Genomic DNA, 23,178 nt, shown 5'->3' on the forward strand with positions numbered 1-23,178 from the left:
TGACGGCCGGTTCTAGAGGTAGCCTTCCTGCAGGAGGAGTTCGCCGTTGAGGATGGATGCCCCGGCCGCCCCGCGCAGGGTGTTGTGGGCGAGGCAGTTGAACTGCACGCCGTCGGCCGTCTCACGCAGGCCGCCGGTAGCGATGCCCATGCCGTTGTCCAGATTCCGGTCGAGACGTGGCTGTGGGCGGTCGGGTTCCTCGAACACGCGGATGAGTTGGTCGGGCGAGGACGGGAGGTCGATGCTCGGATACTCCCGCATCGCCTCGGCGGCGGCCTCGGGGGTCACGTCCTCGGCGGTGTCCGCCCAGACGTTCTCGAGGTGGCCGTCGAGCGTCGGGATGCGGTTACACGAGGCGGCCACGTCGGCGTCGTTCCAGTCGACCGCCGCGCCGTCGAACTCGCCGAGCAGTTTCCGCGATTCGGTCTCCATCTTCTGTTCCTCGCCGCCGATGTGCGGGATGGCGTTGTCGATTATCTCCATCGAGGAGACGCCCGAGTAGCCCGCACCCGACACCGCCTGCAGCGTCGAGACGCGCACGTCGGTCAGGCCGAACGCCTCGTCGAGTGCGGCCAGCGGCGGGACCATCGTGATGGTCGAGCAGTTAGGGTTCTTCACGAGCGCGCCGTCCCACCCGCGCTCGTCGCGTTGGACTTCGATGAGACCGAGGTGGTCGGCGTTGACCTCGGGAATCGTGAGCGGCACGTCCTCGTCGGTCCGCCCGTTCGAGGAGTTCGAGGAGACGACGTATCCCTCTTCCAGGAAGGCAGGTTCGACGGCCTCGCCGACGCTGGAAGGGAGCGACGAGAACAACAGGTCCACGTCGTCGGGGACGGCGTCGGGTTCGGTCGGGCCGACCGTCGTCTCGGCCACGTCCTCCGGGATGGGCGTCCCGAGTCGCCACTTGGCGGCCGTCCGGTAGGTTTCGCCCGCACTCGCGTCGCTGGCGGTGAGTGCCGCGATTTCGAAGTCCCGATGTGGGTCGAGGAGTTGGATGAGTCGCTGTCCGACCGCGCCTGTCGCACCGAGAACGCCGACACGTACTGACATTGGTAACGGGTAGGAGAGTCACGGTGCAAAACGGTTTGGATACGTCCCACGGACGGGGACCACACTCGGAGACAGTGGAGAGAATCTTACGCGGGAATCTGCGCGCCCTTCTTGCTGGTGATGTAGCCCGCGATGCGGTTGCGCACGCCCTTGGACTCGATGTTGGTCAGTTCCACGACGACGTCCTTGTTGTGCTCGAAGTCGTGTCCGAACGCGTCGGGATATCGTTCGAGCAGGGTTCGTCCGGTCTTTTTGACGTAGGCCGGTTTGATAGCCATTGTAGTTGATTTCGTCTGTGGACCATGAAAAAGCGTTCGGTAGGGAACCGCCTCGCCGGTCACCAGTCGGCGTCGGTGAGGTCCCGTACGCGGTCGAACGCCGCCTGTATGCGGTCGTCGCCACAGCGACGCGCCACGTCCTCGAAGTACGCCAGTCTGTCGAGCAGTCGCTCGCGGTCGTACGCGGGCACGTCCAGCCGCGAGGCCGCCACCGTCGCCTCCACGACGGCGTAGTAGCCGCGGTTGGTCCTCGGCACCGTCTCCGCGCGGACCGTCGTCTCCACGGGGTCGAGTGCCCAGTCGACCCACTGCGTCCCGCCGTCGGCCCCCGAGTCCAGTCGCGTTACCTCGACGCGTGTCCACGCGTCGGTGCTATCGAGAACCGGGTCGTCCTCCTCCCGAATCGAGAGGGCGGCCTCGGCGAAGTCTACCGGGTCGCGGGTGAACTGGACGTAGCCACCGCCCCGCTCACGGAAGTTGCGCCACGTCCGCGTGCGCCCCCACGTCCGGGCCGTCACCGGCCCGTCACCGTCGGGTTCCTGCAGGCCGAGTGCGGCGACGTTCCAGCGGTCGTTCGGGCCGCGCGTCGTCACGACGGACTCGACGACGCCGGCGATTTCGACGGGCCAGTCAGACATCTATCCTCACCTCCGGGTCCCGACCGAACCGACGGCGGAGGACACTCCCGGCCGCCCCGAACGCCATCGCCGGGAGGGCGTAGAGGACGGCCACGCCCATCAGCCCGAGGAGGAGGAACTGGAGCGGGGCGTCCACCTGCAGGAAGAGCGCGCCCTGTGCGAGCGTCGTCCCGACGAACGCGGCGCGGAACCCGGTGTCGGCACTCCGGCGGAGCGACCCCCCGTCGAGCCACCCGGCCAGCACCGCCCCCGGATACAGCCCCAGCGCGCCGGGTCTAAGGACGGTCCGGAGCGACGCGGACGCCTCGATGCCGGTCACGAGCGCGACGGCGGCGTACCCGAGGACGGCGACGGTCACGCCCGCACCGATCGCGCGCGCCCCGTCCTCCTTCCACATCGGGAGGCGGCCCTCGTCAGCCACGTCTCCCTCCGGTGGTGTCCGTCGTCATACGTCGAGTCCCTCTTGGAGTGCGACGAAGAGCGCGGCGGCAGTAAGGTCTGCGGTCGTACCCGGGTTGACCCCCTCGGCGACCAACTCGTCGGCCAGCGTCGCCGGGTCCGTCTCCCCGGCGAGCGCGGCGGCCGCCCGCTCGGTCGTTCGCTCGGCCGTCTTCCGGTCGTGTTGCGTAGCGACGAAGGTGTCGGGTTCGTCCGCGAGCAGTTCGAGGAACACCCGCGCCGCCCGGTCGGGCACGGGGCCGTCGAGTTCGCGCAGGCGCGCGCCGGCCGCGAAACTCCGCTCGAAGCCCCCGACGTACTCGGCCGCGATGCCGTCCACGTCGGCACTCTCGGCCATCACGTCCCGGAGCGTCAGGTCGCGCGCTTCGAGCGTGGGAACCGCGTCCGCGCCGCGGCGCACGTCCAGCGGTTCGAGGCCCTCGGGCGGGTCGTCGACGGCCACGTCGACGTGCTCGAAGGCGCGGTAGAAGTCCGCGGCGTCGGTGACGGTGGTTTCGTCCACCACTGCGGTCGCCCCTGCTGGCGAGAGGTCGCCGTCGGCCGCGGCCCTGACCAACGGCGTGAGAACCAGTAGCGCGCCGAACTGGGTGTTGCCGGCGCGTTGCTCGCTCATCCCGGCGACGGCGCGCTCGAAGGCACGGCCGACCCGGTCGCCGTCGGCGGCCCGCTTCAGGCCGGGGAACGCGCCCACGCCGCCGGCCACGAAGTGCTCGAACCGCAGGTCGTCGTAGTCGTGGTGGCGGTCCACGTTGCCGGGTTTCGGCGTGCCCGTCACCTCCAACAGGAGCGCGAGTTGGGCGTTCGCCGCGACACCGCGCCGCGGCGGCGGGCCGGGCGGGTCCGCACTCACGCGACTGCCCTCCGGAACCACTCCGTCGTCGCCTCGCGAACGCGGCGGAGGACCGTCGGGTCGTCGCTCGGGCGGCCGACGCTTACGGCGTCGGCCCCGTAGTCGAGATACGCCCGGGCCGTCTCGCGGTCACGGACGCCGTTGTTGGCGACGAGGAAGGCGTCCGTCGCGTCGGCCACGTCGGCGACGACGGCCTCCGAGTCCATCGCGTCGACGTGCACCACGTCGGCCCCCGCGTCGACGACCCTGCGCGCCGTCTCGGGGAGGTCCACGCCCGGCACTTCCGTTCGAAGCTTGACGCTCACCGTCGCACCCGCGCTCGCGGCGGTGCGCACCTGCTCGCAGAGGCGGTCGGTGTCCCGGAGGAGGCCCTCGCCCGCACCCACCGCACACATCTCGTCCTGTCGGCAGTGCGCGTTGAGTTCGAGGACGGCCCCGTGTTGCCGACAGACAGCGGCGACCCGTCGGAGCGGGCCGAGCGTCGTCGTGCGGACGTTGAACCCCGGCAGGAGCGGGGCGTCGGCGAGCGCGGCGAGTTGCTCGTCGACGAACCCGACGGGGTCCTCGGGCAGGAACTCCGAGCGGTCGCGGGCGACCAACTCCCGGGCGGCGTCTCGGGTCGGACCGTCCAGCGCGATGCCGCCGAGGAACGCGGCACCGGCGTACGGTGCCCCGGCGCGCGCCCACGACGCGTCCGCCTCCCCGCTGAGGCTGGCGAGGGCGACACGGGGGGTGAACTCGACGCCCCATCCGCTCATTCTACCGCCTCCAGCGCGTCCTCGACGGCCGCGTGGACCCGCCGGGCGTCGGCCGCAGTGGCGAGGGTCGTGTCCGTTCTGACCACCGGTCGGTCCAGTTCGGTGTCGTCCGCGTCGTCCAGCACGAACGCGTCGGCGAAGTCGTAGGCGGCCGCGACGCCAGCGGTCGACGGCTCGTCCCCGACGGCGGCCATCAGTTTCGCCGCGGGGCCGGAGAACACCTCGTCCCCGACGAACGGCGAGACGGCGACGACCGGCGTGTCCGCCAGTGCGTCCGCGATGCCGTCGACGGCGAGCATCGGGCCGATGCTCGTCACCGGGTTCGAGGGGCCGACGACCACGGGGTCGGCGAGTGCCGTCAGCACCGCGTCGGTGGCCGTCGCGTCCGCACCACCGCGAAACTCCACGTCTTCGACGGTCGGTTCACCGTCGCGGGCCACCCAGAACTCCTGAAAGTGCATCGGCCCGTCGGGCGTGTGGACGATGCTCGCCACGGGGTCGTCGCTCATCGGCAGTACGTCCCACGGGACGCCGAACGCGTCCGCGAGCGTCCGCGTGACTTCGGTGAGGGAGTGGCCCTCGTCTAGAAGGCTCGTCCGGGTGAGGTGGACCGCACGGTCCCGGTCGCCGATGAACATGAACTCCGCGACGCCGGAGAACCGCCGCCAGCGTGACAGCCGACGGCCCGCGGTCTGTTCGTCGGGTGCGAGGTATCGCGGGCCACCGTCGAGGCCGGCCGCGTCCGCGAGACGGTGGAGCTCCGCGTTGGTGGCGTCGGTGTCGTCGGCACGGCCCCACCACGTCTCGCGGTCGAGTTCGCCGCCGCCGAGGAAGAGGACGGTGTCCACGTCGGGACAGACCAACAGGCCGCCCAACTCCACGTCGTCGCCGGTGTTGGCGACGACGGTGGCGTCGGACGGGGCGGCCCGGAGGAGTTTCGGCGTGCCCGTCCCGCCGGCGAGATACGTGACCATATCTCGGGTCGGGAACGCCGTCGGTAAACACTTTCGACGGGGTGGGTCCGGGGGTTCGGACACACCGTCACTCGTCGCCGCGAACGTGAGGGGAGGCTTTTGTCGGCGGGCTTCGAAGGCCCGGGCGATGAAGAGCATCAAGGACAGCGTCCACGACCACATCGAGGTCCGTGGCGTGGCGCGCGACTTGCTGGACACGCCGCCGGTCCAGCGGTTGCGGCACCTGAAACAACTCGGGACGGTGACGCTGGTCTACCCCTCGGCGAACCACACGCGGTTCGAGCACTCCCTCGGCGTCTACCACCTCGCGGACGAGGCACTCGGCCACCTCGGCATCGAGGGCCAACAGGCCGAACGGGTCCGGGCCGCGGCACTCCTCCACGACGTCGGCCACGGACCCTACAGCCACAACCTCGAATCACTCACCCACCGCCGGACCGGCAAGTGGCACGACGACGTACACGGACTGCTCGGGACGGGAGAGGTCGCAAGCGTCCTGACGGACCACGGGCTGAACCCCGACGCGGTGGCCGACCTCGTGGCCGGCGACGGGAAACTCGGCCAACTCGTCTCCGGCGAACTCGACGTGGACCGGATGGACTACCTCGTGCGGGACGCCCACCACACCGGCGTCCCCTACGGGACCATCGACCACGAGCGACTGGTCCGGGAACTGCGCTTCCGGGACGGCGAACTCGTCCTCGCCGAGGGGAACGTCCAGACGGCCGAGAGTCTGCTCGTCGCGCGCGCACTGATGACGCCGACGGTGTACGGGCACCACACCGCCCGCATCGCCAAGTCGATGCTCCGGCGGGCCGCCGAGCGACTGCTCGCGGAGACCGACGACGACGCCGAGACGCTCCGGCGGATGGACGACCACGACCTCCTCGTCGCGCTCAGGGAGTGCGACGAGACGGCGGCCGTGGCCGAGCGACTGACCTACCGCGACCTCTACAAGCGCGCCGTCTGGGCGGAGATGGGCGACGTGCCCGAGGCCCTCATCGCGGCCGACCACGACGACATCCGGGCCGAGGAACGCGCAATCGCCGACGAGGCGGAAGTCGACCCCGCCGCGGTCACCCTCGACGTGCCCGCGCGGCCGGAGATGACCGAATCGACCAGCCGCGTCGTCGTCAACGGGGAGATACGGCCACTCGGCGACCAGTCCGCGCTCGTCGGGGCACTCCGTGCGGTCCAGCGCGACCAGTGGCGACTCGGGGTGTACGCGCCCGAAGACGCCGCGGAACGGGTCGGTCACGCCGCCAGCCGCGTCCTCGGCCTCGACATCGACGGGTCGCTCGTCAGCGACACGCGGCCCGGCGTCCACGCCACGCTCGACGATTTCGGAGGGGAGCGATGATTCTGGAGGGGACCGTCCTGCGCGGCCCGGCGTTCGACCCCGTCGAGGGCCGCGTCGTCGTCGAGGACGGCGAAATCGCGGCCGTCGAGGAGGGGAGTGCCAGAAGCGAGGACATCATCCTCCCCGCGTTCGTCAACGCACACACCCACATCGGCGACTCCATCGCCAAGGAGGCGGGCGGCGGTCTCTCGCTGGACGAACTCGTCGCGCCGCCGGACGGGCTGAAACACCAGTTACTCCGGGAGACCGACCGCGAGGAGATGGTCGAGGCGATGCGTCGGTCCCTGCGCTTCATGCAGGATGGCGGGACGGCGGCGTGCATCGAGTTCCGGGAAGGTGGCGTCGAGGGTGTGGCGGCAATCCACGACGCCGCCCACGGTCTCGATATCGACCCCGTGGTGTTGGGTCGGGAGGAACTCGCCGCGATGGAGGCTGGCGACGGCTTCGGAGCCAGCGGCGCGCGTGACGGCGAGTTCGGGCGCGAACGCACCGCCACCCGCGAGGCGGACAAACTGTTCGGCATCCACGCAGGCGAGCGTGACAGCCACGACGTGAACGCCGCCCTCGACCTCGACCCGGACTTTCTGGTTCACATGGTCCACACCGACCAGCTCCACTTGGAGCGGGTCGCGGACGACGATGTCCCCATCGTCGCCTGCCCGCGCTCGAACCTCGTCACCGGTGTCGGGATGCCAGACCTCGACGAACTGGCCGCCACGACGACCGTCGCGCTCGGGACGGACAACGTGATGCTCAACAGTCCCTCGATGTTCCGGGAGATGGAGTTCGCCGCAAAACTGTCCGACCTCCCCGCCCGCGAGGTGCTGGCCATGGCGACGCACAACGGCGCGGCCATCGCGGGGCTGAACTGCGGCCTCGTGGAACCGGGACGGGACGCCCGCCTCCTCGTACTCGACGGCGATTCGGACAACCTCGCCGGCGCGCGTGACCCCGTGCGGGCGGTCGTTCGCCGCGCGGGCACGAGCGACGTGGCGGAAGTGGTCCTCGGTGCGGCCGACTGACACCGGGGAACAGTCAAGTACGTGGGCGGGAAAGTGTGTTAAACGGTGCCAATGTACGACCGAATTCTCCTGCCGACCGACGGCTCGACGGGAATGGACGACGTGGTGGACCACGCGGCGGAGCTCGCGGCCGCACACGGGGCGAGCGTCCACGTGCTGTACGTCGTCGACGCCGCGAGTTTCTCCAGTCTCCCGATGGAGACATCGTGGGAGGGCATCTCGGAGTTACTGCACGACGAGGGGCGGAGCGCGCTCGATGCGGCGGAGCGACTCGTCGGTGACCGCGCCCCCGTGGAGCGCGCGACTGTCGAAGGGTCGCCGAGCAGTGAAATCGTCGCGTACGCGCGTGAGAACGACTGTGACCTCGTCGTGATGGGGACACACGGACGGGGCGGTATCAACCGCCTCCTGTTGGGGAGCGTCGCCGAGCGCGTCGTCCGCACCGCCGACGTGCCCGTCCTCACGGTCCGCGTCGAGAGTCCCGAGGGTGCCGAGGAAGTGGTGGCCAAAGAGCGCGCCGAGGCGACCGACGAACGGACGGCCGAAGAGCGAACGCCCGACCGCGGCAACCGGGAGCCGACGCCCGACCCCGGGGTTCGGTGAACCGCCGGCAGACGCGGGCGCGACGGGTCAGACCGGGCGAAGGTGGTCGCAGTCACCGGCCGTGACCGTGACCTGCCCATCGTCGGTCTCGACCACCAGCGCGCCGGGGAACGTCACGTCGACTGCCTCGCCCACCACCGCACCGCTCGGCGTCTCGACGCGCACGCGCTGGCCGAGCGTCGACGCGTACTCGCGCCACGCGGGGAGTACCGAGTCGAGGTCGTTGGTGAGTGCGTGGAACTCTTCGAGGACGCGTTGCGTGAACAGCCGCCGGTCCACGTCGCCCCCCTCGGCACGGAGACTGGTCGCGCCCGACACGAGGTCGGACACGTCCACGTTCGCGTTGATGCCGATGCCGACGACAACCCACGAGACGCGGTCCGCTTCGCCCTCCATCTCCGTGAGAATCCCGACGAGTTTCCGCCCGCCGACCGGCGCGTCCGCGTCGTCGGCGGGGACGAGCACGTCGTTTGGCCACTTGATTTCGGCCGGGACGCCCGCCTCACGGGCCGCCCGCGTCACCGCGACAGCGGCCGCGAGCGTAAACAGCGGGGCGTGTGTCGGCGGGACGTCGGGCCGGGTGAGGACCGACAGCCAAATCCCGCCGCTGGGTGCCGCCCACTCCCGGTCGAGTCGGCCGCGGCCGCCGGTCTGTTCGTCCGCGAGGACGGCGACGTCCTCCCGGCCCGCCTCCGCGAGTTCGCGGGCGCGGTCGTTGGTACTCCCGACGGCGTCGTGATACTCCACGTCGAAGGGCGCGTCGAGGCCGAACTCGACCGCCGCCCCGCCGAACTCGGGGACGCCGACGAGTTCGTACCCGTCGTCGGTACTCGCTATCTCGAACGCCTCGTCGCGGAGTTCCTCGACGTGTTTCCAGACGGCCGCCCGCGACACGTCGAGTCGCTCCGCCAGTTCGGGACCCGACATCGGCCCGTCCGAGAGCGCGTCCAGTACCCGTCGGCGTGTCTCGTTCATACCTCCGATAGCAGCCCGGCTATACAAAAGGGCACGCACCCACCGACTGGCGGGCAACGGCGTCGACAGCACGGGACCGGGCTTTAATTCCGCGTCAGTCCAATCCGACCCATGCGTTATTTCGAGGATATCGAGGTCGGGACGCGCCGCGAGTTCGGTGAGTGGACGCTGACCGCGGACGAAATCGTCGCGTTCGCAGAACAGTGGGACCCCCAACGGTTCCACACCGACCCGGACGCGGCGGCGGAGTCCGTCCACGGCGGCCTCATCGCCAGCGGCCTCCACACCGTCGCCGTGGCGATGCGCCTGTGGGTCGATTCCTACCTCGACGACACCGCCAACATGGGTGCCCGGTACCTCTCGGAACTGGGGTGGCACGAACCGGTCCGGCCCGGCGACACCCTCCGCATCGAGGGCGAACCGCTGGCGACGGAGACACCTGACCACACGGACACGCACGGGTACGTGGACTACGAACTCACCGCCCACGTCGGCTCGGAGACAGTCATGACGATGGTGAGTGACCTCGTGGTGGGGCGACGCGAGGCGGACCGCTGAGGCGGTCGCAGGCGGCCTACTCCAGCACGATGAGCAGGTCTCCCATGTCCACGCTGTCGCCCTCTGCGATGGCCACCTGTGCGACGGTGCCGCCGCGGGGCGCGACGACGTCGTTCTCCATCTTCATCGCTTCGAGGACACAGACCACGTCGCCGGAGGCGATTTCCTCGCCCTCCTCGACGCCGACTTCGAGGATGGTCCCCTGCATCTCCGCGGTGACCTGCTGGCCGTCGACGGCGGCGGCCGCGTCACCGCCGCCACCACCGCTGCCACCGCCGCCACCACCGCCACCGCTCCGACGCTGGGGCTGTCCGTTGCCGCCGCCACCGCCACCGGCCGGGATGGGCGCGCCGCCGCGCTCTTCGAGGTTGACTTGGAAGCGTTTGCCGTTGACCTCGACGGTGAACTCGCGCTCGACGACGTCCTCGTCGTCGTCCTCGGCCTCGGTGTCGCCCGGCCCCCACTTCTCCTGTGCCTCGTCGATGCGCTCGGGGTCGAGTTCCTCGTCGAGGTACTTCGTGTGGTGTTTGCCCGCGACGAAGGTGTCGTCGGTGAGCATCAACCGGTGGAACGGGATGATGGTCGGGATGCCCTCGATGTCGTACTCGGCGAGGGCGCGCTGGGAGCGGGTGATACACTCCTCGCGGTCGGACCCGTACACGATGAGTTTGGCTATCATCGAGTCGTAGTCGGTCACGAGGTCGTCGCCCTGCCGGAGGGCGTCGTCCATCCGCACGCCGATGCCGCCCGGCGGGTCGTACACCTCCAGTTCACCGCCCGTCGCGGGCGCGAACTCCTCGGCGGCGTTTTCGGCGTTGATGCGGAACTCCATCGCGTGGCCCTCGACGTCCACGTCGTCCTGCGAGAAGGAGAGTTCCTCCCCGGCCGCGACCCGCAGTTGCCACTTCACGATGTCGATGTCGGTAATCTCCTCGGTGACGGTGTGTTCGACCTGAATTCGGGTGTTGACTTCGAGGAAGTAGAAGTCGGTGTCGGGGCCGAGCAGGTCGCCGTCGTCCCGGTCCGGGTCCTCCTCGACGAGGAACTCGACGGTCCCCGCGTTGTAGTAGTCGGCGGCGTCGACGCCGCGGCGTGCGGCCTCGCCGATTTGTTCGCGCAGTTCGTCCGTCAGGGCGGGACTGGGACCTTCCTCGATGACCTTCTGGTGACGACGCTGGAGCGAGCAGTCACGCTCGCCGAGGTGCCGGACGTTGCCGTGGTGGTCCGCGATAATCTGGACCTCGACGTGGCGCGGGTCTTCGAGGTACCGCTCCAGAAAGACCGAATCGTTGTCGAAGTACGCCTCACCCTCGCGCTTTGCACTCTCCAGTTGCTCCTCGATTTCGCTCTCCTCCCGGACGATTTTCATCCCCCGGCCACCGCCACCGCCCTCGGCCTTGATTGCTATCGGGTAGCCGTGTTCCTCCGCGAACGCCTCGACTTCCTCGGGGTCCGTAATCGGGTCCGTCCCGGGGACGATGGGCACGTCGGCGTCGGACATCACGTTTCGAGCCTTGGTCTTCTCGCCGAGACGCTCCATGGCGTCTCCGGCGGGACCGACCCACGTGACGCCTTCCGTCTCCTCGACCTTGCGGGCGAACTCCGCGTTCTCCGCGAGGAAGCCGTAGCCGGGGTGGATGGCGTCCGCGTCGGCTTTCTGTGCCGTCTCGATGATGGTGTCGTGGTCGAGGTAGGAGTCGGCGGCCCGTGCCGGACCGACGTTGTACGCCTCGTCCGCGTGCCGGACGTGGCCGCTGTGTTTGTCGGCCTCGCTGTAAACGGCGACAGTATCGACGCCCAAGTCTTCACACGCTCGCATCACCCGAACTGCTATCTCGCCGCGGTTGGCGACGAGAACCTTGTCGAACATACGCAACCTATCCGGGGTTCGGGTGATAAAAGTATGCGGAACGGCGACCTCGTAAACGTCCTAGCAGTTGTTTCTAAATCGGATGACAGACGGCGGCGGTGGACAGGGTGGGTCACATCACAGGTGAAAGAGCTATCACGATGGTCCGTGTCCGACCCGCACGATGGAACACACGGCAATCGCGGACCTCGACCCGTTCGAGCATCCCGCGGGCGCGACGGACGGTGCGCGCGCGCTCTCGGACGTGCTCGGGACCGAAGAAGTGGCACTCAACCACTACACGCTGGAACCGGGGGACGCGTGTGACGGCGGCTACCACACGCACCTCGACCAGGAGGAAGTGTTCTACGTTCTCTCGGGGGCGGTGACGTTCGACACCGAGGACGGCGAGCGAGTCGTCGAGACGGACGAGGTTATCCGCTTCGCCGCCGGCGAGTACCACCACGGGCAGAACGAGGGCGACGAGGCGGCGGAAGTGCTGGCACTCGGCGCGCCCGGCGCGCGCCACGATTGGGGGAAAATTCGCGTCCCCGTCGCGTGCCCCGAGTGTGAGGACGTGGACGCGCTCGGTGTCGAGTTCGGGAGCGACGGCGGGTCGCTCCGCTGTCCCGAGTGCGGGACGACGGTCGGGTGACCTACAGTCTGTCGGCGCGGCTGGCGGCGGCCCACGGGTCCGCGGGTGCCGACTCCGGCACGCGGACGTGGCGGCCGTGCTTGCGTCCGAGTCGCCCGGCGTAGGCCCAGCGACGGCCCTCCCAGCCGGGGGTCGCGTCGTCCGTCGCCGCGGCGGCGGCCGCGCGTTCGCGGTCACTGAGATGGGCACCGAGCGCGACGGCGATGGCGGCGGCCTCGTCCGCGTCGGCGTTCTCCAACTCCGCCGCGATGGCCGCCAGCAACGCTGCGTCCGTGCCTGTGCGGTCCTCGGTCATGTCACAGCGGAATGTTGCCGTGTTTGCGGTCCGGGTGGTCTTTCCGCTTGTTCCGAACCATTTCGAGGTCCGAGATGAGACGCGAGCGCGTCTCGGCTGGTTCGAGCACGTCGTCGACGAAGCCACGCTGGGCCGCCGTGTACGGGTTGGCGAAGGCATCGCGGTACTCGTCGATGAGTTCCTGCCGCCGGGCCTCCACGTCGTCGGCGTCCGCGAGTTCGTCGTCGTAGAGGACGTTCACCGCGCCCTGTGGCCCCATGACGGCGATTTCGGCCGTCGGCCACGCGTAGTTCATGTCCGCACCGACGTGTTTCGACGCCATCACGTCGTACGCTCCGCCGTACGCCTTCCGCGTGATGACTGTCAGCAGGGGCACGGTAGCCTCGGAGTACGCGTAGAGCAGTTTCGCGCCGTGTTTGATGATGCCGTCGTGCTCTTGGTCGGTACCGGGCATGAACCCGGGCACGTCCACGAACGTCAGAATCGGGATGTTGAACGCGTCACAGAAGCGGACGAACCGCGCGCCCTTCATCGAGGCGTCGATGTCGAGCGTCCCGGCGTTGACGTGCGGGTTGTTGCCGACGACGCCGACGGACCGACCGTCGAGGCGTGCGAACCCGGTGGTGAGGTTGCGGGCGTACCCCTCGGCCACCTCGAAGAAGGAGTTCTCGTCGGCAATCAGGCCGATGACCTCGCGCATGTCGTAGGGCTTCTGTGGTACCTCCGGCACGATGTCCAGCAGTTCGTCGGGTTCGCGCTCCGGGTCGTCCCACGGTTCGACGCGGGGCGGGTCCTCGACGTTGTTCTGCGGAAGGAACGAGAGCAGATACTTGATGTCGTCCAGTGCCTCCTCCTCGGCGGCGGCGGTGAAGTGGGAGACGCCGGACTCGGTGGCGTGGGTCTGTGCCCCGCCCAACTCCTCGAACCCGACTTCCTCGCCGGTGACCGTCTCGATGACGTCCGGCCCCGTAATGAACATGTGGCTCGTGTCCTGTACCATGAAGATGAAGTCCGTGATAGCGGGGGAGTAGACGGCCCCGCCCGCACACGGCCCCATGATGGCCGAAATCTGGGGGACGACGCCGGAGGCCAACTGGTTGCGGTGGAAGATGTCGGCGTAGCCGGCGAGCGAGTCGATGCCTTCCTGAATGCGCGCGCCGGCGGAGTCGTTCAGCCCGATAATCGGACAGCCAGTCTCGACTGCCTTGTCCATTATCTTACAGACTTTCTGGGCGAACGCCTCGCCGAGAGACCCGCCCATCACGGTGAAGTCGTGGGCGAAGACGAACACCTTCCGGCCGTCGACTTCGCCGTAGCCGGTCACCACGCCGTCGCCGGGCATCTCCCGTTCGTCCATGTCGAAGTTGGTCGACCGATGTTCCCGGAGCGTGTCGATTTCGTTGAACGTCCCGTCGTCGAGGAAGTAGTCGATGCGTTCGCGGGCTGTCTTCTTCCCCCGGTCGTGTTGAGCCTCGATGCGGTCCTCGCCACCGCCGAGTTCGGCCTCGCGTTTCTTCTCACGGAGTTCCGCGACGCGTTCTTCCATCGTCATCCAGTCTCACATCCCGTCGTCAGGCGTCGGTCCATGCGGAGTGAACACGAACACGCAGGTAAAGGATTTTCCGACCTGTCTCGACACAATCGGGTGCGTCGCCGACAGCCACCGAGCGACACGCAGGAACGCTCGGGCAGGCGGCACGGTGCGAGTCAGGCCCGCTCCCGTGCCACATCTAGCGACCAGAAGAAGCCGAAGTAGGCGACGACGCCCGCGAGCATGAACGTGTAGTACGCCCACTGCGGGCCGTCGACGAACGTGAAGAACACTTCCACGATGGTCACCCACACGAGCGCGAACAGGAGGTCCGACACCATGCCAGACCCGTTCTCGCGAACGTGTTCTCGAATCGTCTCGACGAGACTCACCGCGCGTCACCCCAGCCCGTTCGTGTTGTCGTGTGGTGCATGTTCGTGTGTCGGGTGCGGACCGCTATTCCTCTTGTGTCGGCGGTGCGTCGGTTTCGACATCGTCCCCGTGTACGTCGACGACGAGGACGGGGAGTCGCGTCCGGCGGAGTACTTTCTCCGTCACGCTCCCGAGGATGACCCGCGAGAGGCCGGAGCGACCGTGTGAACCCATGACGACGAGGTCGATGTCGTTCTCCTCGACGAACTTCCGAATCGCCCGGGCCGGTTCACCGACGCGGACGTGTCGCTCGACGGTGAGGCCGTGTTCGGCGGCTAAGTCGGCGACGTACTCCGTCGCTTCGTCGGCGTCGGCTTGTACCTCCGGCATGTCGTCGATGTGACCTTGACGGATGCGGTCGACCTGTTCGGTGCCCAGCGAATAGCTGGTGGCGTCGACGTCCACGACGTAGAGGACGTGGACCGTCGCGTCGTACTTTCCGGCGATGTCGACCGCTTGGTCGACCGCGCGTTCTGCCGTCTTGCTACCGTCCGTGGGGATGAGGATGTTCTCGTACATGGTTCAGTCGTCCGCGGGGGTCTGGCCCCCGTCGGTGCTGACGACGTCTTCGGCGGTTTGTTGCTGGCCCATCGGTTCCGGGCTGTGACACTGCCGGACCATCTTCTTGATGTGTTCCGGCGGGTCACTGGTCGCGAGCGAGACGATGATGGTCACGGCGAACACGAGGGGCGTCCCGACGAGTGCGGCCCCGATGGCCGGCACGAGTTCGCCGTACAACTCGCTGAACGGCATGATGAGGTCGTTGACCACGGCCGCAATCCAGACGACGAGGCCGACGGTCATCCCGGAGAGCGCGCCCTGACGGTTGGTGTTCTCCCACCACAGGCCGAGGAAGAACATCGGGAACAGCACGATGGCCGCGAGCGAGAACGCGAGCGCGACGAGTTCGCCGATGAGTGCCGGCGGGTCGAGCGCGGTGAGCGTCACGAGCGCGCCGATGCCGACGATGGTCGCACGGCCGAGCAGGACCTGCTGGCGTTGGGTCGCGTCGGGGTTGATGAGTTCCGTGTAGATGTCGTGTGCGACGGCCGAGGAGGCCGTGATGAACAGGCCGGCAGTCGTCGCAATCGCCGCGGCCATCGCACCGGCCGCGACGAAGCCGACCAGCCACTGCGGGAGTTGTGCCAACTGGGCCGCCAGCACGACGATGACGTCCCCTTCCGCACCGCTCATGCCGCCAGCCTCGGCCCCTGCGAACACCTGTGACGCCGAGATGCCGGCGTCAGCCGCGAACAGGTCGACGCCGAGCGCGGCCATCGCGGGGGCCGACCAGTACAGGAGCATGATGAAGAACAGCCCCGAGACGGTCGACCAGCGCGCGGTCCGCTCGTTCTCGACGGTGTAGAACCGCACGAGCACGTGCGGGAGGCCACAGGTCCCGAAGATGAGCGAGAACGCGGTGGCAATCCAGACGTAGAACGGCGCGTTGACGAACGGCTCCGAGAACTGGTTGCCGAGGTCGCTAATCATGGCCCCGTACTGAATCTGAGGGAGGACCATCCCCTGGTGGTACCAGCCGACGGCGAACACGCCCACGAGGAACGCGACGATGAGGATGACGTACTGGACAGCCATCCCCTTCGTCGCGCCCAGCATGCCCGAGAGCGCGAGGTAACCGACCGTAATCGCCATCATCACGATGACCATCGGAACGAAGTCGAGGCCGAAGACGTACTGCCCGACCAAGCCCATGCCGCTTGCCTGCCCGACCGAGTAGACGTACGCGATGAGCAGCGTCGTGAACGCGGCGATGGCGCGTGCGGTCGGGGAGTTGAAGCGGTCACCGACGAAGTCGGGTGCGGTGTACTTCCCGAAGCGGCGCATCTGCGCCGCGAGGAAGATGAGCAGGACGAAGTAGCCCGTCGTCCAGCCGATGACGAACGCCAAGCCGTAGAACCCGGCGAGGGCGATGAGACCCGCCAGTCCGAGATAGGAGGCGGCGGACATCCAGTTCGCCGCGATGGCCATGCCGTTCTCGATGAACCCGATGCCACGCCCGGCGACCCACATCCCCTCGGTGTCGGCGACCCTGAACAGATAGCCGATGGCGAGGAACGAGGCCATCATCAGGAAGACGATGACCGCGCCGGTGGGTTTGAACGAGATGTCGAGTGCCTCCGCCTGGAGTGGGAGCGGCATCATTCGTTCACACCCCCGTCGGTGGCCGCCTTCTCACCGGACCCGCTGGCAGTCCCGGTCGGGGCGGTGGTGTTGATGCCGTACTTCTCGTCGAGTTTGTCCCGGCGGCGGGCGTAGATGGCCGCCAGCACGAGCGAACTCGTCGGGGCGAACAGGGCGACCATGAAGTAGTGCGCCGGGAACCCGAGGATGGTCAGCGACGTCATCGTACTCGGCGCGAGGAACGTCGCTACGACTGGCCCCCACGTGGCGAGAACCCAGACGGCGAAACTGCCCCAGACCAGTTTCAAGTGGTCACGCATGAACGGCGTGCTCGGTTTCAGGAGGTTCACTTCGCGATTCAGGTAGTCGGTGTCGCGGTGGTGCTGTGCGGCACCGGTGACAGTGCCACCGTCGGTATCGACCACCGCGTCGTCGGCCGGTTCGTGTGAGTTGTTCTCTGTCATAGTTTCGGTCGTGTTGTGTCGTCGTTTGCGTCGTGTGTGTTCGAAAAGCGTGGTGTGAGTCAGTCCCCGCCGACCTTTCCGGCGATGTCGTCGACGATTTCGGGGTTCCGCAGCGTGTTGGTGTTCCCGAGTTCGTCGCCGTTCGCGATGTCTTCGAGCAGGCGGCGCATTATCTTCCCCGAGCGCGTCTTGGGGAGTTCGGGGGTGAAGATGACGTCCTCGGGCCGTGCGATGGGGCCGATGGCGTCCTCGACACCCGTGACGATGCGTTCGCGCAACGCCTCGTCACCCTCGTGGCCGTCCTCGGTGATGACGTAGGCGTAGACTGCCTCACCCTTGATGTCGTGGTCACCGCCCACGACGGCAGCCTCGGCCACACCTTCGACGCCGACGATGGCCGATTCGAGTTCCATCGTCCCCAGCCTGTGCCCCGAGACGTTGATGACGTCGTCGACACGCCCGAGGACGGTGATGTAGCCGTCCTCGTCGAGTTTCGCTCCGTCCTCGGGGAAGTACACCCACTCGTCGTCCTCGGGGTCCGAATACTCCCGCCAGTACTCTTCGACGAACCGCTCGTCGTTACGGTACAGCGTCCGCAACATGCCCGGCCAGGGCTTGTCGACGGTCAGGTAGCCCGCCTCGCCGGGGTCGACCGGATCGCCGGACTGGTCGAGGACGTTCGCGCTGATGCCCGGCAGTGGCGGCCCGGCCGACCCCGGTTTCATCTCGCCGACGCCGGGGAGCGTCGTAATCATCATGCCGCCGGTCTCGGTCTGCCACCACGTGTCCACGACGGGACAGGACTCGTCGCCGATGTGCTTGTAGTACCACTTCCACGCGCGGGGGTTGATTGGCTCGCCGACGGTCCCCAACAGACGGAGACTGGAGAGGTCGTGACGGTTCGGGTACTCCGCGCCCCACTTCATGAAGGCCCGAATCGCCGTCGGTGCCGTGTACAACTGAGTCACGTCGTAGTCCTCGACGATTTCCCACAAGCGGTCCTTCTCCGGGTAGTCCGGCGTCCCCTCGTACATCACGCTGGTCGTGCCGAGTGCCAACGGCCCGTAGACGATGTAGGAGTGACCGGTAATCCAGCCGATGTCCGCCGAACACCAGTACGTGTCCTCGGGCTTGATGTCTAACACCGCGTGGGCCGTCCACGAGACGTAGGACAGGTACCCGCCCGTGGTGTGTTTGACGCCCTTGGGTTTGCCCGTGGTTCCCGACGTGTACATCAGGAAGAGCATGTCCTCGGCGTCACGTTGGACGGGTTCGACCGTCGCCCCTTCGTGAGCCGCGAGCAACTCGTCGAAGTCGTGTTCACCGTCGGCCATCGGGTGGTCGTACTCCTCGCCCGTCCGGTCGGCGACGATTGTCGTCACGTCGTGGCCGACGGAGGCGAGGCCCTCGTCGGCCTTCTCCTTGTGCGGGAGTACGTCGCCGCGGCGGTAGTAGCCGTCACAGGTGACGAGGTACTCCGAGTCGGCACTCTCCATGCGGGTGGCGAGTGCGTCCGCGGAGAAGCCGGCAAACACCACCGAGTGAGGCGCGCCGATGCGGGCACACGCCAGCATCGCCACCGGCAACTCCGGTATCATCGGCATGTACAGCGTCACCACGTCGTCTTCGGCCACGCCCAGTTCACGCAGGGCGGCGGCGAACTCGTTGACCTCCCGGTGGAGGTCGTCGTACGTGTACGTGCGTGTCTCGCCGAGTTCGCCGACCCACTCGATGGCCGCTTCGTCGCCGCGGCCCGCCTCGACGTGTCGGTCGACGCAGTTGTACGACGCGTTCAGCGACCCGCCCGTGAACCACTCGTAGAACGGAGCGTCACTGTCGTTGAGGACCGTGTCGTAGTCGTCGTCCCAGTCGAGCAGGTCGGCGGCCCGCTCCCAGCAGGCCGGCCAGTCCTCCTCGAACGCCTCGTAGATGCCCTCGTCGCTCACGTTCGCCTGTTCGACGAACGACGCCGGTGGCTCGAACGTCTCGCCGTCCGGCAATCGCGCTTCGAGTTCACCGGCTGATTCACCGTCTTCGGACATGATTCATAATTACACTCACCGACATCCCTGTTAAGCCCAGAGTCTAATTATGACAAGCCGATTCTACGAACGCCGGCGTACAGGCCGCCTGCATTCGGTTTACAAACAAACAAGGAGAAACGAAATTTGTGTTTCAGACACTGGAATCGAGAGTGTATTTCTTCAGTTTAGAAACCCACGTCGCCGCAGTACGGGGATTACGTCCGCGGCACCACGGACCACTAAACAGTTAGCGGGTCAGCGGTCCCACGGCGATTCCTGACGGCGGCCGCCCTCCCCCTCGAAGAACTCGCTCAGGAGTTTCTGCTGTGCCCGGCGCAGGTGGTTGTGGAGCGTCGGCGACGTGATGCCGATGGCGTCGGCCAGTTCCTCGGCAGTACTCCCGCGGGGCCACTCGAAGTAGCCGGCGTGGTAGGCGGCCTGCAGGACGGCCGACTGTTTCTCGGTCAGGCCGTCGCGGAGCGAGGAACGGAAGGCGGCGGCAGTCTCGACCGGTCGCTCACGCTCACGTTTCGTGACGAGTTCGGTCGCCGGAAACGCGTCCGTGATGGCGTCGAGCAGTGCGCGGATGTCGGCGTCGGACGGCACCTCGCTGACGACGCGCTGCTGGCCCGAACTCGCGACCATCTCGCGGACCGTCGCCCCCCGTTGGACGAGAGCCTTCGAGGGGTCGGGGCCGACGACGACGAACTCGAAGAGGGCCTCGTCCTCGTACTCGCGCACGAGGCGGGCGTCGGCGACGGACTCGTGGTCGTTCACCCATTCGAGCAGGCTGTCGGGCGGGACGTTCTCGACTGCCACGAAGTACAACAGCGAGCGGTCCTCGCCGGGGACGACGCCTTCGAGCGCGAACGTGCAGTCGTGTTCGGCCGACGCCGCGACGAAGAACGACGCCGGGTCGGTGCTCCGGAGTTCGAGTTCGACGGCGGTGTCGGCGAGAAGCGTCTTCCGCTGCTGTGCGGCGGTGATGGCACTCCCGATACGGGTCCCGAGGGTGGCGAGCAGTGTCCGCTCCCGGTCGGTGAACGCGTCGGCAGTCTCGGCACCGACGCAGAGGACCCCGTGTGTCGTCTCGCCGTGTGCCACCGGCACGGCGGCCCCGGCCCGGTAGCCCACCTCCGCGGCGTGGTCCCCCCAGTTGGCGAAAGCGGGGTCGTCTCGCACGTCCCGCGTCGCCCGTAGCGCGCCTGTCTCGCGTGCCTCGGTGACGGCACTCGCCGTGCCGAGGGGGACCGCCGCCGCGTCCGCCACGCCCGCGCCCGCCACGACTCGCACGTCGTCGCCCGAGTGCTCACAGAACACCGCGACGGCGTACGCGTCGCCCACGAGTTCCGCACAGGCCGTCCGTGCGGCCTCGTCGGCAGTCGACGTGCGGACGAGGGCGTCACCGGCGTCCCGGACGGCGTCGAGGACGGCATCGAGACGACTGTCGTCGGCAGGCTTCCCGGCGTCCCCGTCGGCGGACGGGGCAGCCTCGGTGGCCGTCTCCGCGTCGGGACCGCTCCCCGAGAGAGACGTGTCGGCGAACGCGGCGACCACGTCCTCCGGTTCCGGCGTCTCGAAGTACGGTTCGAGGCTGGCGAGGCGGTCCCACCCGCCGACGGCCTGCACGACGCGCGGATGCACGCCCTCGTCGGTGAGCGTCTGGTGGGCGAAGTACCGGCGGAGCACCCGACTCGACGCGTCGGCGAGGCCACCGTCCCCGGTTCGGTCGGCCGCGCGTTCGGCCACCTCGGTGACGAGCATCTGAACCCGGCGGGGCGTCACCGGCAGTATCCGGTCCTCGGCGTCGACGCCCTCGGCACGGACGAACTGCCGGAAGTCGTGTTCCACGTCGGGCGGGAGGTACGCGGTTCGGTCCGCCGCCCCCGATTCGTCCAGCACCGTGAGGAGCGAGTGGTCCCGCCCGTCCCGGGAGTGTGTCGACACGTGGGCCGGACGAATCCGGGTCATCTCCGCGGGCCGGAGGCCGACTTCACCGCCGAGTCGCACGACCAGTTCCTCCCGATGCGTCCGCGTCGCGCGCCGCAATTGCTGGTACTGCCAGTCGGTGAGTCCGTCGTCCGCGACCGCCTCGCCGCCGACCATGTTTCGTCTATATCTCTCAATCCGAAGTAAAAAATCCACCGCAGGCTGCCCGTGTATCCGAACTCTGGGCCTCCGACGGAGAAATATCCGTCCCAGCGTTTCGTTTTACTTCATTTTCCCGAAGCAGGTCGAGTGTCCCGAGACGACAGGTGGTCAGTCCTCGCGCTCCGGAATCGGGTCGAGTTCGCCGATGACTTCCGGGTTCCGCAGCGCGCTGATGTCGCCGAGGTCGTCGTCGCGGGCGACGGCTCCGAGCAGGCGGCGCATTATCTTCCCCGAGCGCGTCTTCGGGAGGTCAGGCGTGAACACGATACCGGCGGGGACGGCGATGGGGCCGATGGCGTCCTCGACGCCCGCGACGATACGCTCGCGGAGCGTCGCCTCGTCGTCGGCGTTCACCGGCGTGACGTACGCGTAGATGGCCTCACCCTTCAGGTCGTGTGGCGCGCCGACGACGGCGGCCTCTGCCACGCCCTCGACGGCGGTGATGGCACTCTCTATCTCCATCGTCCCGAACCGGTGCCCCGAGACGTTGATGACATCGTCGACGCGGCCCAACAGCGTGATGTAGCCGTCCTCGTCCACGGCAGCGGCGTCCTCGGTGAAGTACGCCCAGTCGAACCGGTCGAGCGGGGGGCGGCCCTGCTCGTGGTCCGCGAACCAACCCGTGTCCTCGACCATCGACAGCGGCATCGCGGGCCAGGGCTTGTCGACGGTCAGGTAGCCCGCCTCGCCGGGGTCGGTCGGCGCGCCGTCCTCGTCGACCACTTCGACGCTAATGCCCGGGAGCGGGCGTCCGGCCGACCCGGGTTTCATGTCGTCGACGCCGGGGAGCGTCGTCACCATCATCGCGCCCGTCTCGGTCTGCCACCACGTATCGACGACGGGGCACTCGCCGTTCCCGATGTGTTCGTGATACCACTTCCACGCGCGGGGGTTGATTGGCTCGCCGACAGTGCCGAGGAGGCGCAGGCTGGAGAGGTCGTGGCTCTCCGGGTACTCCGCGCCCCACTTCATGAACGCCCGAATCGCCGTCGGTGCCGTGTAGAACACGTCGACCGCGTTCCGCTCGATGAGTTCCCACACGCGGTCTTTCTCGGGGTAGTCGGGCGCGCCCTCGTAGAGCATCGTCGTCGCCCCCAACGCGAGGGGGCCGTAGACGATGTAGGAGTGGCCGGTAATCCAGCCGATATCCGCCGAACACCAGTACGTGTCCTCGGGCTTGATGTCGAGGACCGACCGGGCCGTCCACGCGGTCTGTGCGAGGTACCCGCCGGTCGTGTGACGCACCCCGGTCGGCTCGCCGGTCGTCCCGGAGGTGTGGATGAGAAAGAGCATGTCCCCGGCGTCTCGGGGCACGGGGTCGACCGTCGCGCTGTGGTGCTGTCTGACGAGGCGTTCGTAGTCGTACTCGTCGTCGTCGAGCGGTGGCTGGTCACCGAGTCGGTCGACCACCACCGTCGCCTCGACGCTGTGGTCGAGTTCGACGCGGGCGTTGTCGGCCTTGCTCTTCTGGTGAACCGGCGTCCCGCGGCGGTAGTAGCCGTCACAGGTGACGAGGTACTCCGAGTCGGCACTCTCCATGCGGGTGGCCAGCGCGTCCGCGGAGAAGCCGGCGAACACCACCGAGTGAGGCGCGCCGATGCGGGCACACGCCAGCATCGCCACCGGCAACTCCGGTATCATCGGCATGTACAGCGTGACGATGTCGCCCTCCTCGACGCCGAGCGCGCGGAGGGCGGCGGCGAACTCGTTGACCTCCCGGTGGAGGTCCAAGTACGTGTACGCACGACTCTCGCCGAGGCGGCCCGCCCACCGCAGGGCGACTTGGTTCTTCCGCCCGGCCTCGACATGTCGGTCGATGCAGTTGTACGACGCGTTCAGCGACCCGCCCTCGAACCAGCGGAAAGGCGGGCCGTCGCCGCCGAGGACCGCCTCGTAGTCGTCTCGCCAGTCGAGCAGGTCGGCGGCCCGCTCCCAGCAGGCCGGCCAGTTCTCCGCGAACTCCTCGCGGAGCGACGCCGCGGTGACGTTGGCTTGTTCGGCGAACGCCGGTGGTGGGGCGACGGCCGCGCCGACGGACGCGCTCGCAGACCGCGCCGCCGGGTCCTCAGAGGGCATCTATCGCTCGGACCTACGGTCTGACGCGAATAAA

General features: G+C 68.2%; 23 protein-coding genes. 5 read left to right on the plus strand and 18 right to left on the minus strand.

Going from position 1 to position 23,178, the window contains the following annotated elements:
• Nucleotides 1-12: 12 nt before the first annotated feature.
• From asd to cofD, 7 genes are all read right to left on the minus strand, one after another.
• Nucleotides 13-1,050, minus strand: coding sequence for an aspartate-semialdehyde dehydrogenase (gene asd / locus MUG95_RS01715; protein WP_247009342.1), 1,038 nt, complete (start codon nt 1,048-1,050; stop codon nt 13-15).
• Between the two features lie 86 nt (nt 1,051-1,136).
• A complete protein-coding gene (locus MUG95_RS01720) occupies nt 1,137-1,328 on the minus strand; it encodes a 30S ribosomal protein S17e (protein ID WP_247009343.1) in 192 nt (63 codons plus the stop codon).
• Nucleotides 1,329-1,387: 59 nt separating this feature from the next.
• Nucleotides 1,388-1,966, minus strand: a complete 579-nt coding sequence (locus MUG95_RS01725) for a DUF447 domain-containing protein (protein ID WP_247009344.1) — start codon at nt 1,964-1,966, stop codon at nt 1,388-1,390.
• Nucleotides 1,959-2,387, minus strand: a complete 429-nt coding sequence (locus tag MUG95_RS01730; RefSeq protein ID WP_247009345.1) for a hypothetical protein — start codon at nt 2,385-2,387, stop codon at nt 1,959-1,961. The genes MUG95_RS01725 and MUG95_RS01730 overlap by 8 nt, the downstream gene beginning before the upstream one ends.
• A 24-nt stretch (nt 2,388-2,411) precedes the next feature.
• Nucleotides 2,412-3,275, minus strand: a complete 864-nt coding sequence (locus tag MUG95_RS01735) for a triphosphoribosyl-dephospho-CoA synthase (protein ID WP_247009346.1) — start codon at nt 3,273-3,275, stop codon at nt 2,412-2,414.
• A complete protein-coding gene (locus MUG95_RS01740; RefSeq protein WP_247009347.1) occupies nt 3,272-4,033 on the minus strand; it encodes a tRNA-dihydrouridine synthase in 762 nt (253 codons plus the stop codon). Before MUG95_RS01740 ends, MUG95_RS01735 begins: the two co-directional genes overlap by 4 nt.
• Nucleotides 4,030-5,007, minus strand: a complete 978-nt coding sequence (gene cofD / locus MUG95_RS01745; protein ID WP_247009348.1) for a 2-phospho-L-lactate transferase — start codon at nt 5,005-5,007, stop codon at nt 4,030-4,032. The genes MUG95_RS01740 and cofD overlap by 4 nt, the downstream gene beginning before the upstream one ends.
• A gap of 127 nt (nt 5,008-5,134) precedes the next feature.
• Here cofD and MUG95_RS01750 point away from each other — a divergent pair, with 127 nt between their 5' ends.
• The 3 genes from MUG95_RS01750 to MUG95_RS01760 are packed head-to-tail and all read left to right on the plus strand — an operon-like array spanning nt 5,135 to nt 7,992.
• Nucleotides 5,135-6,367, plus strand: a complete 1,233-nt coding sequence (locus MUG95_RS01750; RefSeq protein ID WP_247009349.1) for an HD domain-containing protein — start codon at nt 5,135-5,137, stop codon at nt 6,365-6,367.
• A complete protein-coding gene (locus tag MUG95_RS01755; protein ID WP_247009350.1) occupies nt 6,364-7,389 on the plus strand; it encodes an amidohydrolase family protein in 1,026 nt (341 codons plus the stop codon). Before MUG95_RS01750 ends, MUG95_RS01755 begins: the two co-directional genes overlap by 4 nt.
• A gap of 51 nt (nt 7,390-7,440) precedes the next feature.
• Nucleotides 7,441-7,992 carry a universal stress protein gene (locus MUG95_RS01760; RefSeq protein WP_247009351.1) on the plus strand — a complete coding sequence of 184 codons (552 nt, stop codon included), beginning with the start codon at nt 7,441-7,443 and terminating at the stop codon, nt 7,990-7,992.
• 27 nt (nt 7,993-8,019) lie between these two features.
• Here MUG95_RS01760 and MUG95_RS01765 read toward each other — a convergent pair whose 3' ends face one another.
• The gene (locus MUG95_RS01765) at nt 8,020-8,967 is read right to left on the minus strand and encodes a biotin--[acetyl-CoA-carboxylase] ligase (RefSeq protein WP_247009352.1); all 948 of its coding nucleotides are present in this window, start codon (nt 8,965-8,967) and stop codon (nt 8,020-8,022) included.
• A 111-nt stretch (nt 8,968-9,078) separates the two neighbouring features.
• Here MUG95_RS01765 and MUG95_RS01770 point away from each other — a divergent pair, with 111 nt between their 5' ends.
• A complete protein-coding gene (locus MUG95_RS01770) occupies nt 9,079-9,525 on the plus strand; it encodes a MaoC/PaaZ C-terminal domain-containing protein (protein WP_247009353.1) in 447 nt (148 codons plus the stop codon).
• 16 nt (nt 9,526-9,541) lie between these two features.
• Here MUG95_RS01770 and MUG95_RS01775 read toward each other — a convergent pair whose 3' ends face one another.
• On the minus strand, nt 9,542-11,395 hold the full coding sequence (locus tag MUG95_RS01775; RefSeq protein ID WP_247009354.1) for an acetyl/propionyl/methylcrotonyl-CoA carboxylase subunit alpha: 1,854 nt from the start codon (nt 11,393-11,395) through the stop codon (nt 9,542-9,544).
• A 163-nt stretch (nt 11,396-11,558) separates the two neighbouring features.
• Here MUG95_RS01775 and MUG95_RS01780 point away from each other — a divergent pair, with 163 nt between their 5' ends.
• A complete protein-coding gene (locus MUG95_RS01780) occupies nt 11,559-12,029 on the plus strand; it encodes a cupin domain-containing protein (protein WP_247009355.1) in 471 nt (156 codons plus the stop codon).
• Between the two features lies 1 nt (nt 12,030).
• Here the strand turns inward: MUG95_RS01780 and MUG95_RS01785 are convergent, their stop codons facing one another.
• The 9 genes from MUG95_RS01785 to acs (MUG95_RS01825) form a co-directional block, all read right to left on the minus strand.
• Nucleotides 12,031-12,324: a DUF8022 family protein gene (locus MUG95_RS01785; protein ID WP_247009356.1), complete on the minus strand. Its 294-nt coding sequence runs from the start codon at nt 12,322-12,324 to the stop codon at nt 12,031-12,033.
• A gap of 1 nt (nt 12,325) precedes the next feature.
• On the minus strand, nt 12,326-13,876 hold the full coding sequence (locus MUG95_RS01790) for an acyl-CoA carboxylase subunit beta (RefSeq protein WP_247009357.1): 1,551 nt from the start codon (nt 13,874-13,876) through the stop codon (nt 12,326-12,328).
• 155 nt (nt 13,877-14,031) lie between these two features.
• The gene (locus MUG95_RS01795) at nt 14,032-14,247 is read right to left on the minus strand and encodes a DUF8119 family protein (RefSeq protein WP_247009358.1); all 216 of its coding nucleotides are present in this window, start codon (nt 14,245-14,247) and stop codon (nt 14,032-14,034) included.
• Between the two features lie 64 nt (nt 14,248-14,311).
• Nucleotides 14,312-14,806: a universal stress protein gene (locus MUG95_RS01800; protein ID WP_247009359.1), complete on the minus strand. Its 495-nt coding sequence runs from the start codon at nt 14,804-14,806 to the stop codon at nt 14,312-14,314.
• Nucleotides 14,807-14,809: 3 nt separating this feature from the next.
• On the minus strand, nt 14,810-16,447 hold the full coding sequence (locus MUG95_RS01805) for a sodium:solute symporter family transporter (RefSeq protein WP_247009360.1): 1,638 nt from the start codon (nt 16,445-16,447) through the stop codon (nt 14,810-14,812).
• Nucleotides 16,447-16,893, minus strand: coding sequence for a DUF4212 domain-containing protein (locus MUG95_RS01810; RefSeq protein ID WP_247009361.1), 447 nt, complete (start codon nt 16,891-16,893; stop codon nt 16,447-16,449). The genes MUG95_RS01805 and MUG95_RS01810 overlap by 1 nt, the downstream gene beginning before the upstream one ends.
• 59 nt (nt 16,894-16,952) lie before the next feature.
• Nucleotides 16,953-18,935, minus strand: a complete 1,983-nt coding sequence (acs, locus tag MUG95_RS01815; RefSeq protein ID WP_247009362.1) for an acetate--CoA ligase — start codon at nt 18,933-18,935, stop codon at nt 16,953-16,955.
• Between the two features lie 237 nt (nt 18,936-19,172).
• Complete coding sequence (locus MUG95_RS01820) at nt 19,173-21,023, minus strand: bacterio-opsin activator domain-containing protein (protein ID WP_247009363.1); 1,851 nt, start codon at nt 21,021-21,023, stop codon at nt 19,173-19,175.
• Nucleotides 21,024-21,176: 153 nt separating this feature from the next.
• Nucleotides 21,177-23,144, minus strand: a complete 1,968-nt coding sequence (gene acs, locus MUG95_RS01825; RefSeq protein WP_247009364.1) for an acetate--CoA ligase — start codon at nt 23,142-23,144, stop codon at nt 21,177-21,179.
• Nucleotides 23,145-23,178 lie beyond the last annotated feature (34 nt).

This window comes from Halorientalis litorea (genome assembly GCF_023028225.1).
GTDB lineage: Archaea > Halobacteriota > Halobacteria > Halobacteriales > Haloarculaceae > Halorientalis > Halorientalis litorea.

Excerpts from the sequence above, each read along its gene's own strand:
- MUG95_RS01775 (WP_247009354.1), bottom strand. The coding sequence starts at position 11,395 with ATGTTCGACAAGGTTCTCGTCGCCAACCGCGGCGAGATAGCAGTTCGG.
- MUG95_RS01810 (WP_247009361.1), bottom strand. The coding sequence starts at position 16,893 with ATGACAGAGAACAACTCACACGAACCGGCCGACGACGCGGTGGTCGAT.
- MUG95_RS01740 (WP_247009347.1), bottom strand. The coding sequence starts at position 4,033 with ATGAGCGGATGGGGCGTCGAGTTCACCCCCCGTGTCGCCCTCGCCAGC.
- MUG95_RS01790 (WP_247009357.1), bottom strand. The coding sequence starts at position 13,876 with ATGACGATGGAAGAACGCGTCGCGGAACTCCGTGAGAAGAAACGCGAG.
- MUG95_RS01720 (WP_247009343.1), bottom strand. The coding sequence starts at position 1,328 with ATGGCTATCAAACCGGCCTACGTCAAAAAGACCGGACGAACCCTGCTC.
- MUG95_RS01760 (WP_247009351.1), top strand. The coding sequence starts at position 7,441 with ATGTACGACCGAATTCTCCTGCCGACCGACGGCTCGACGGGAATGGAC.
- asd (WP_247009342.1), bottom strand. The coding sequence starts at position 1,050 with ATGTCAGTACGTGTCGGCGTTCTCGGTGCGACAGGCGCGGTCGGACAG.
- cofD (WP_247009348.1), bottom strand. The coding sequence starts at position 5,007 with ATGGTCACGTATCTCGCCGGCGGGACGGGCACGCCGAAACTCCTCCGG.
- acs (WP_247009362.1), bottom strand. The coding sequence starts at position 18,935 with ATGTCCGAAGACGGTGAATCAGCCGGTGAACTCGAAGCGCGATTGCCG.
- acs (WP_247009364.1), bottom strand. The coding sequence starts at position 23,144 with ATGCCCTCTGAGGACCCGGCGGCGCGGTCTGCGAGCGCGTCCGTCGGC.
- MUG95_RS01800 (WP_247009359.1), bottom strand. The coding sequence starts at position 14,806 with ATGTACGAGAACATCCTCATCCCCACGGACGGTAGCAAGACGGCAGAA.
- MUG95_RS01820 (WP_247009363.1), bottom strand. The coding sequence starts at position 21,023 with ATGGTCGGCGGCGAGGCGGTCGCGGACGACGGACTCACCGACTGGCAG.
- MUG95_RS01805 (WP_247009360.1), bottom strand. The coding sequence starts at position 16,447 with ATGCCGCTCCCACTCCAGGCGGAGGCACTCGACATCTCGTTCAAACCC.
- MUG95_RS01750 (WP_247009349.1), top strand. The coding sequence starts at position 5,135 with ATGAAGAGCATCAAGGACAGCGTCCACGACCACATCGAGGTCCGTGGC.
- MUG95_RS01785 (WP_247009356.1), bottom strand. The coding sequence starts at position 12,324 with ATGACCGAGGACCGCACAGGCACGGACGCAGCGTTGCTGGCGGCCATC.
- MUG95_RS01765 (WP_247009352.1), bottom strand. The coding sequence starts at position 8,967 with ATGAACGAGACACGCCGACGGGTACTGGACGCGCTCTCGGACGGGCCG.
- MUG95_RS01780 (WP_247009355.1), top strand. The coding sequence starts at position 11,559 with ATGGAACACACGGCAATCGCGGACCTCGACCCGTTCGAGCATCCCGCG.
- MUG95_RS01755 (WP_247009350.1), top strand. The coding sequence starts at position 6,364 with ATGATTCTGGAGGGGACCGTCCTGCGCGGCCCGGCGTTCGACCCCGTC.
- MUG95_RS01725 (WP_247009344.1), bottom strand. The coding sequence starts at position 1,966 with ATGTCTGACTGGCCCGTCGAAATCGCCGGCGTCGTCGAGTCCGTCGTG.
- MUG95_RS01770 (WP_247009353.1), top strand. The coding sequence starts at position 9,079 with ATGCGTTATTTCGAGGATATCGAGGTCGGGACGCGCCGCGAGTTCGGT.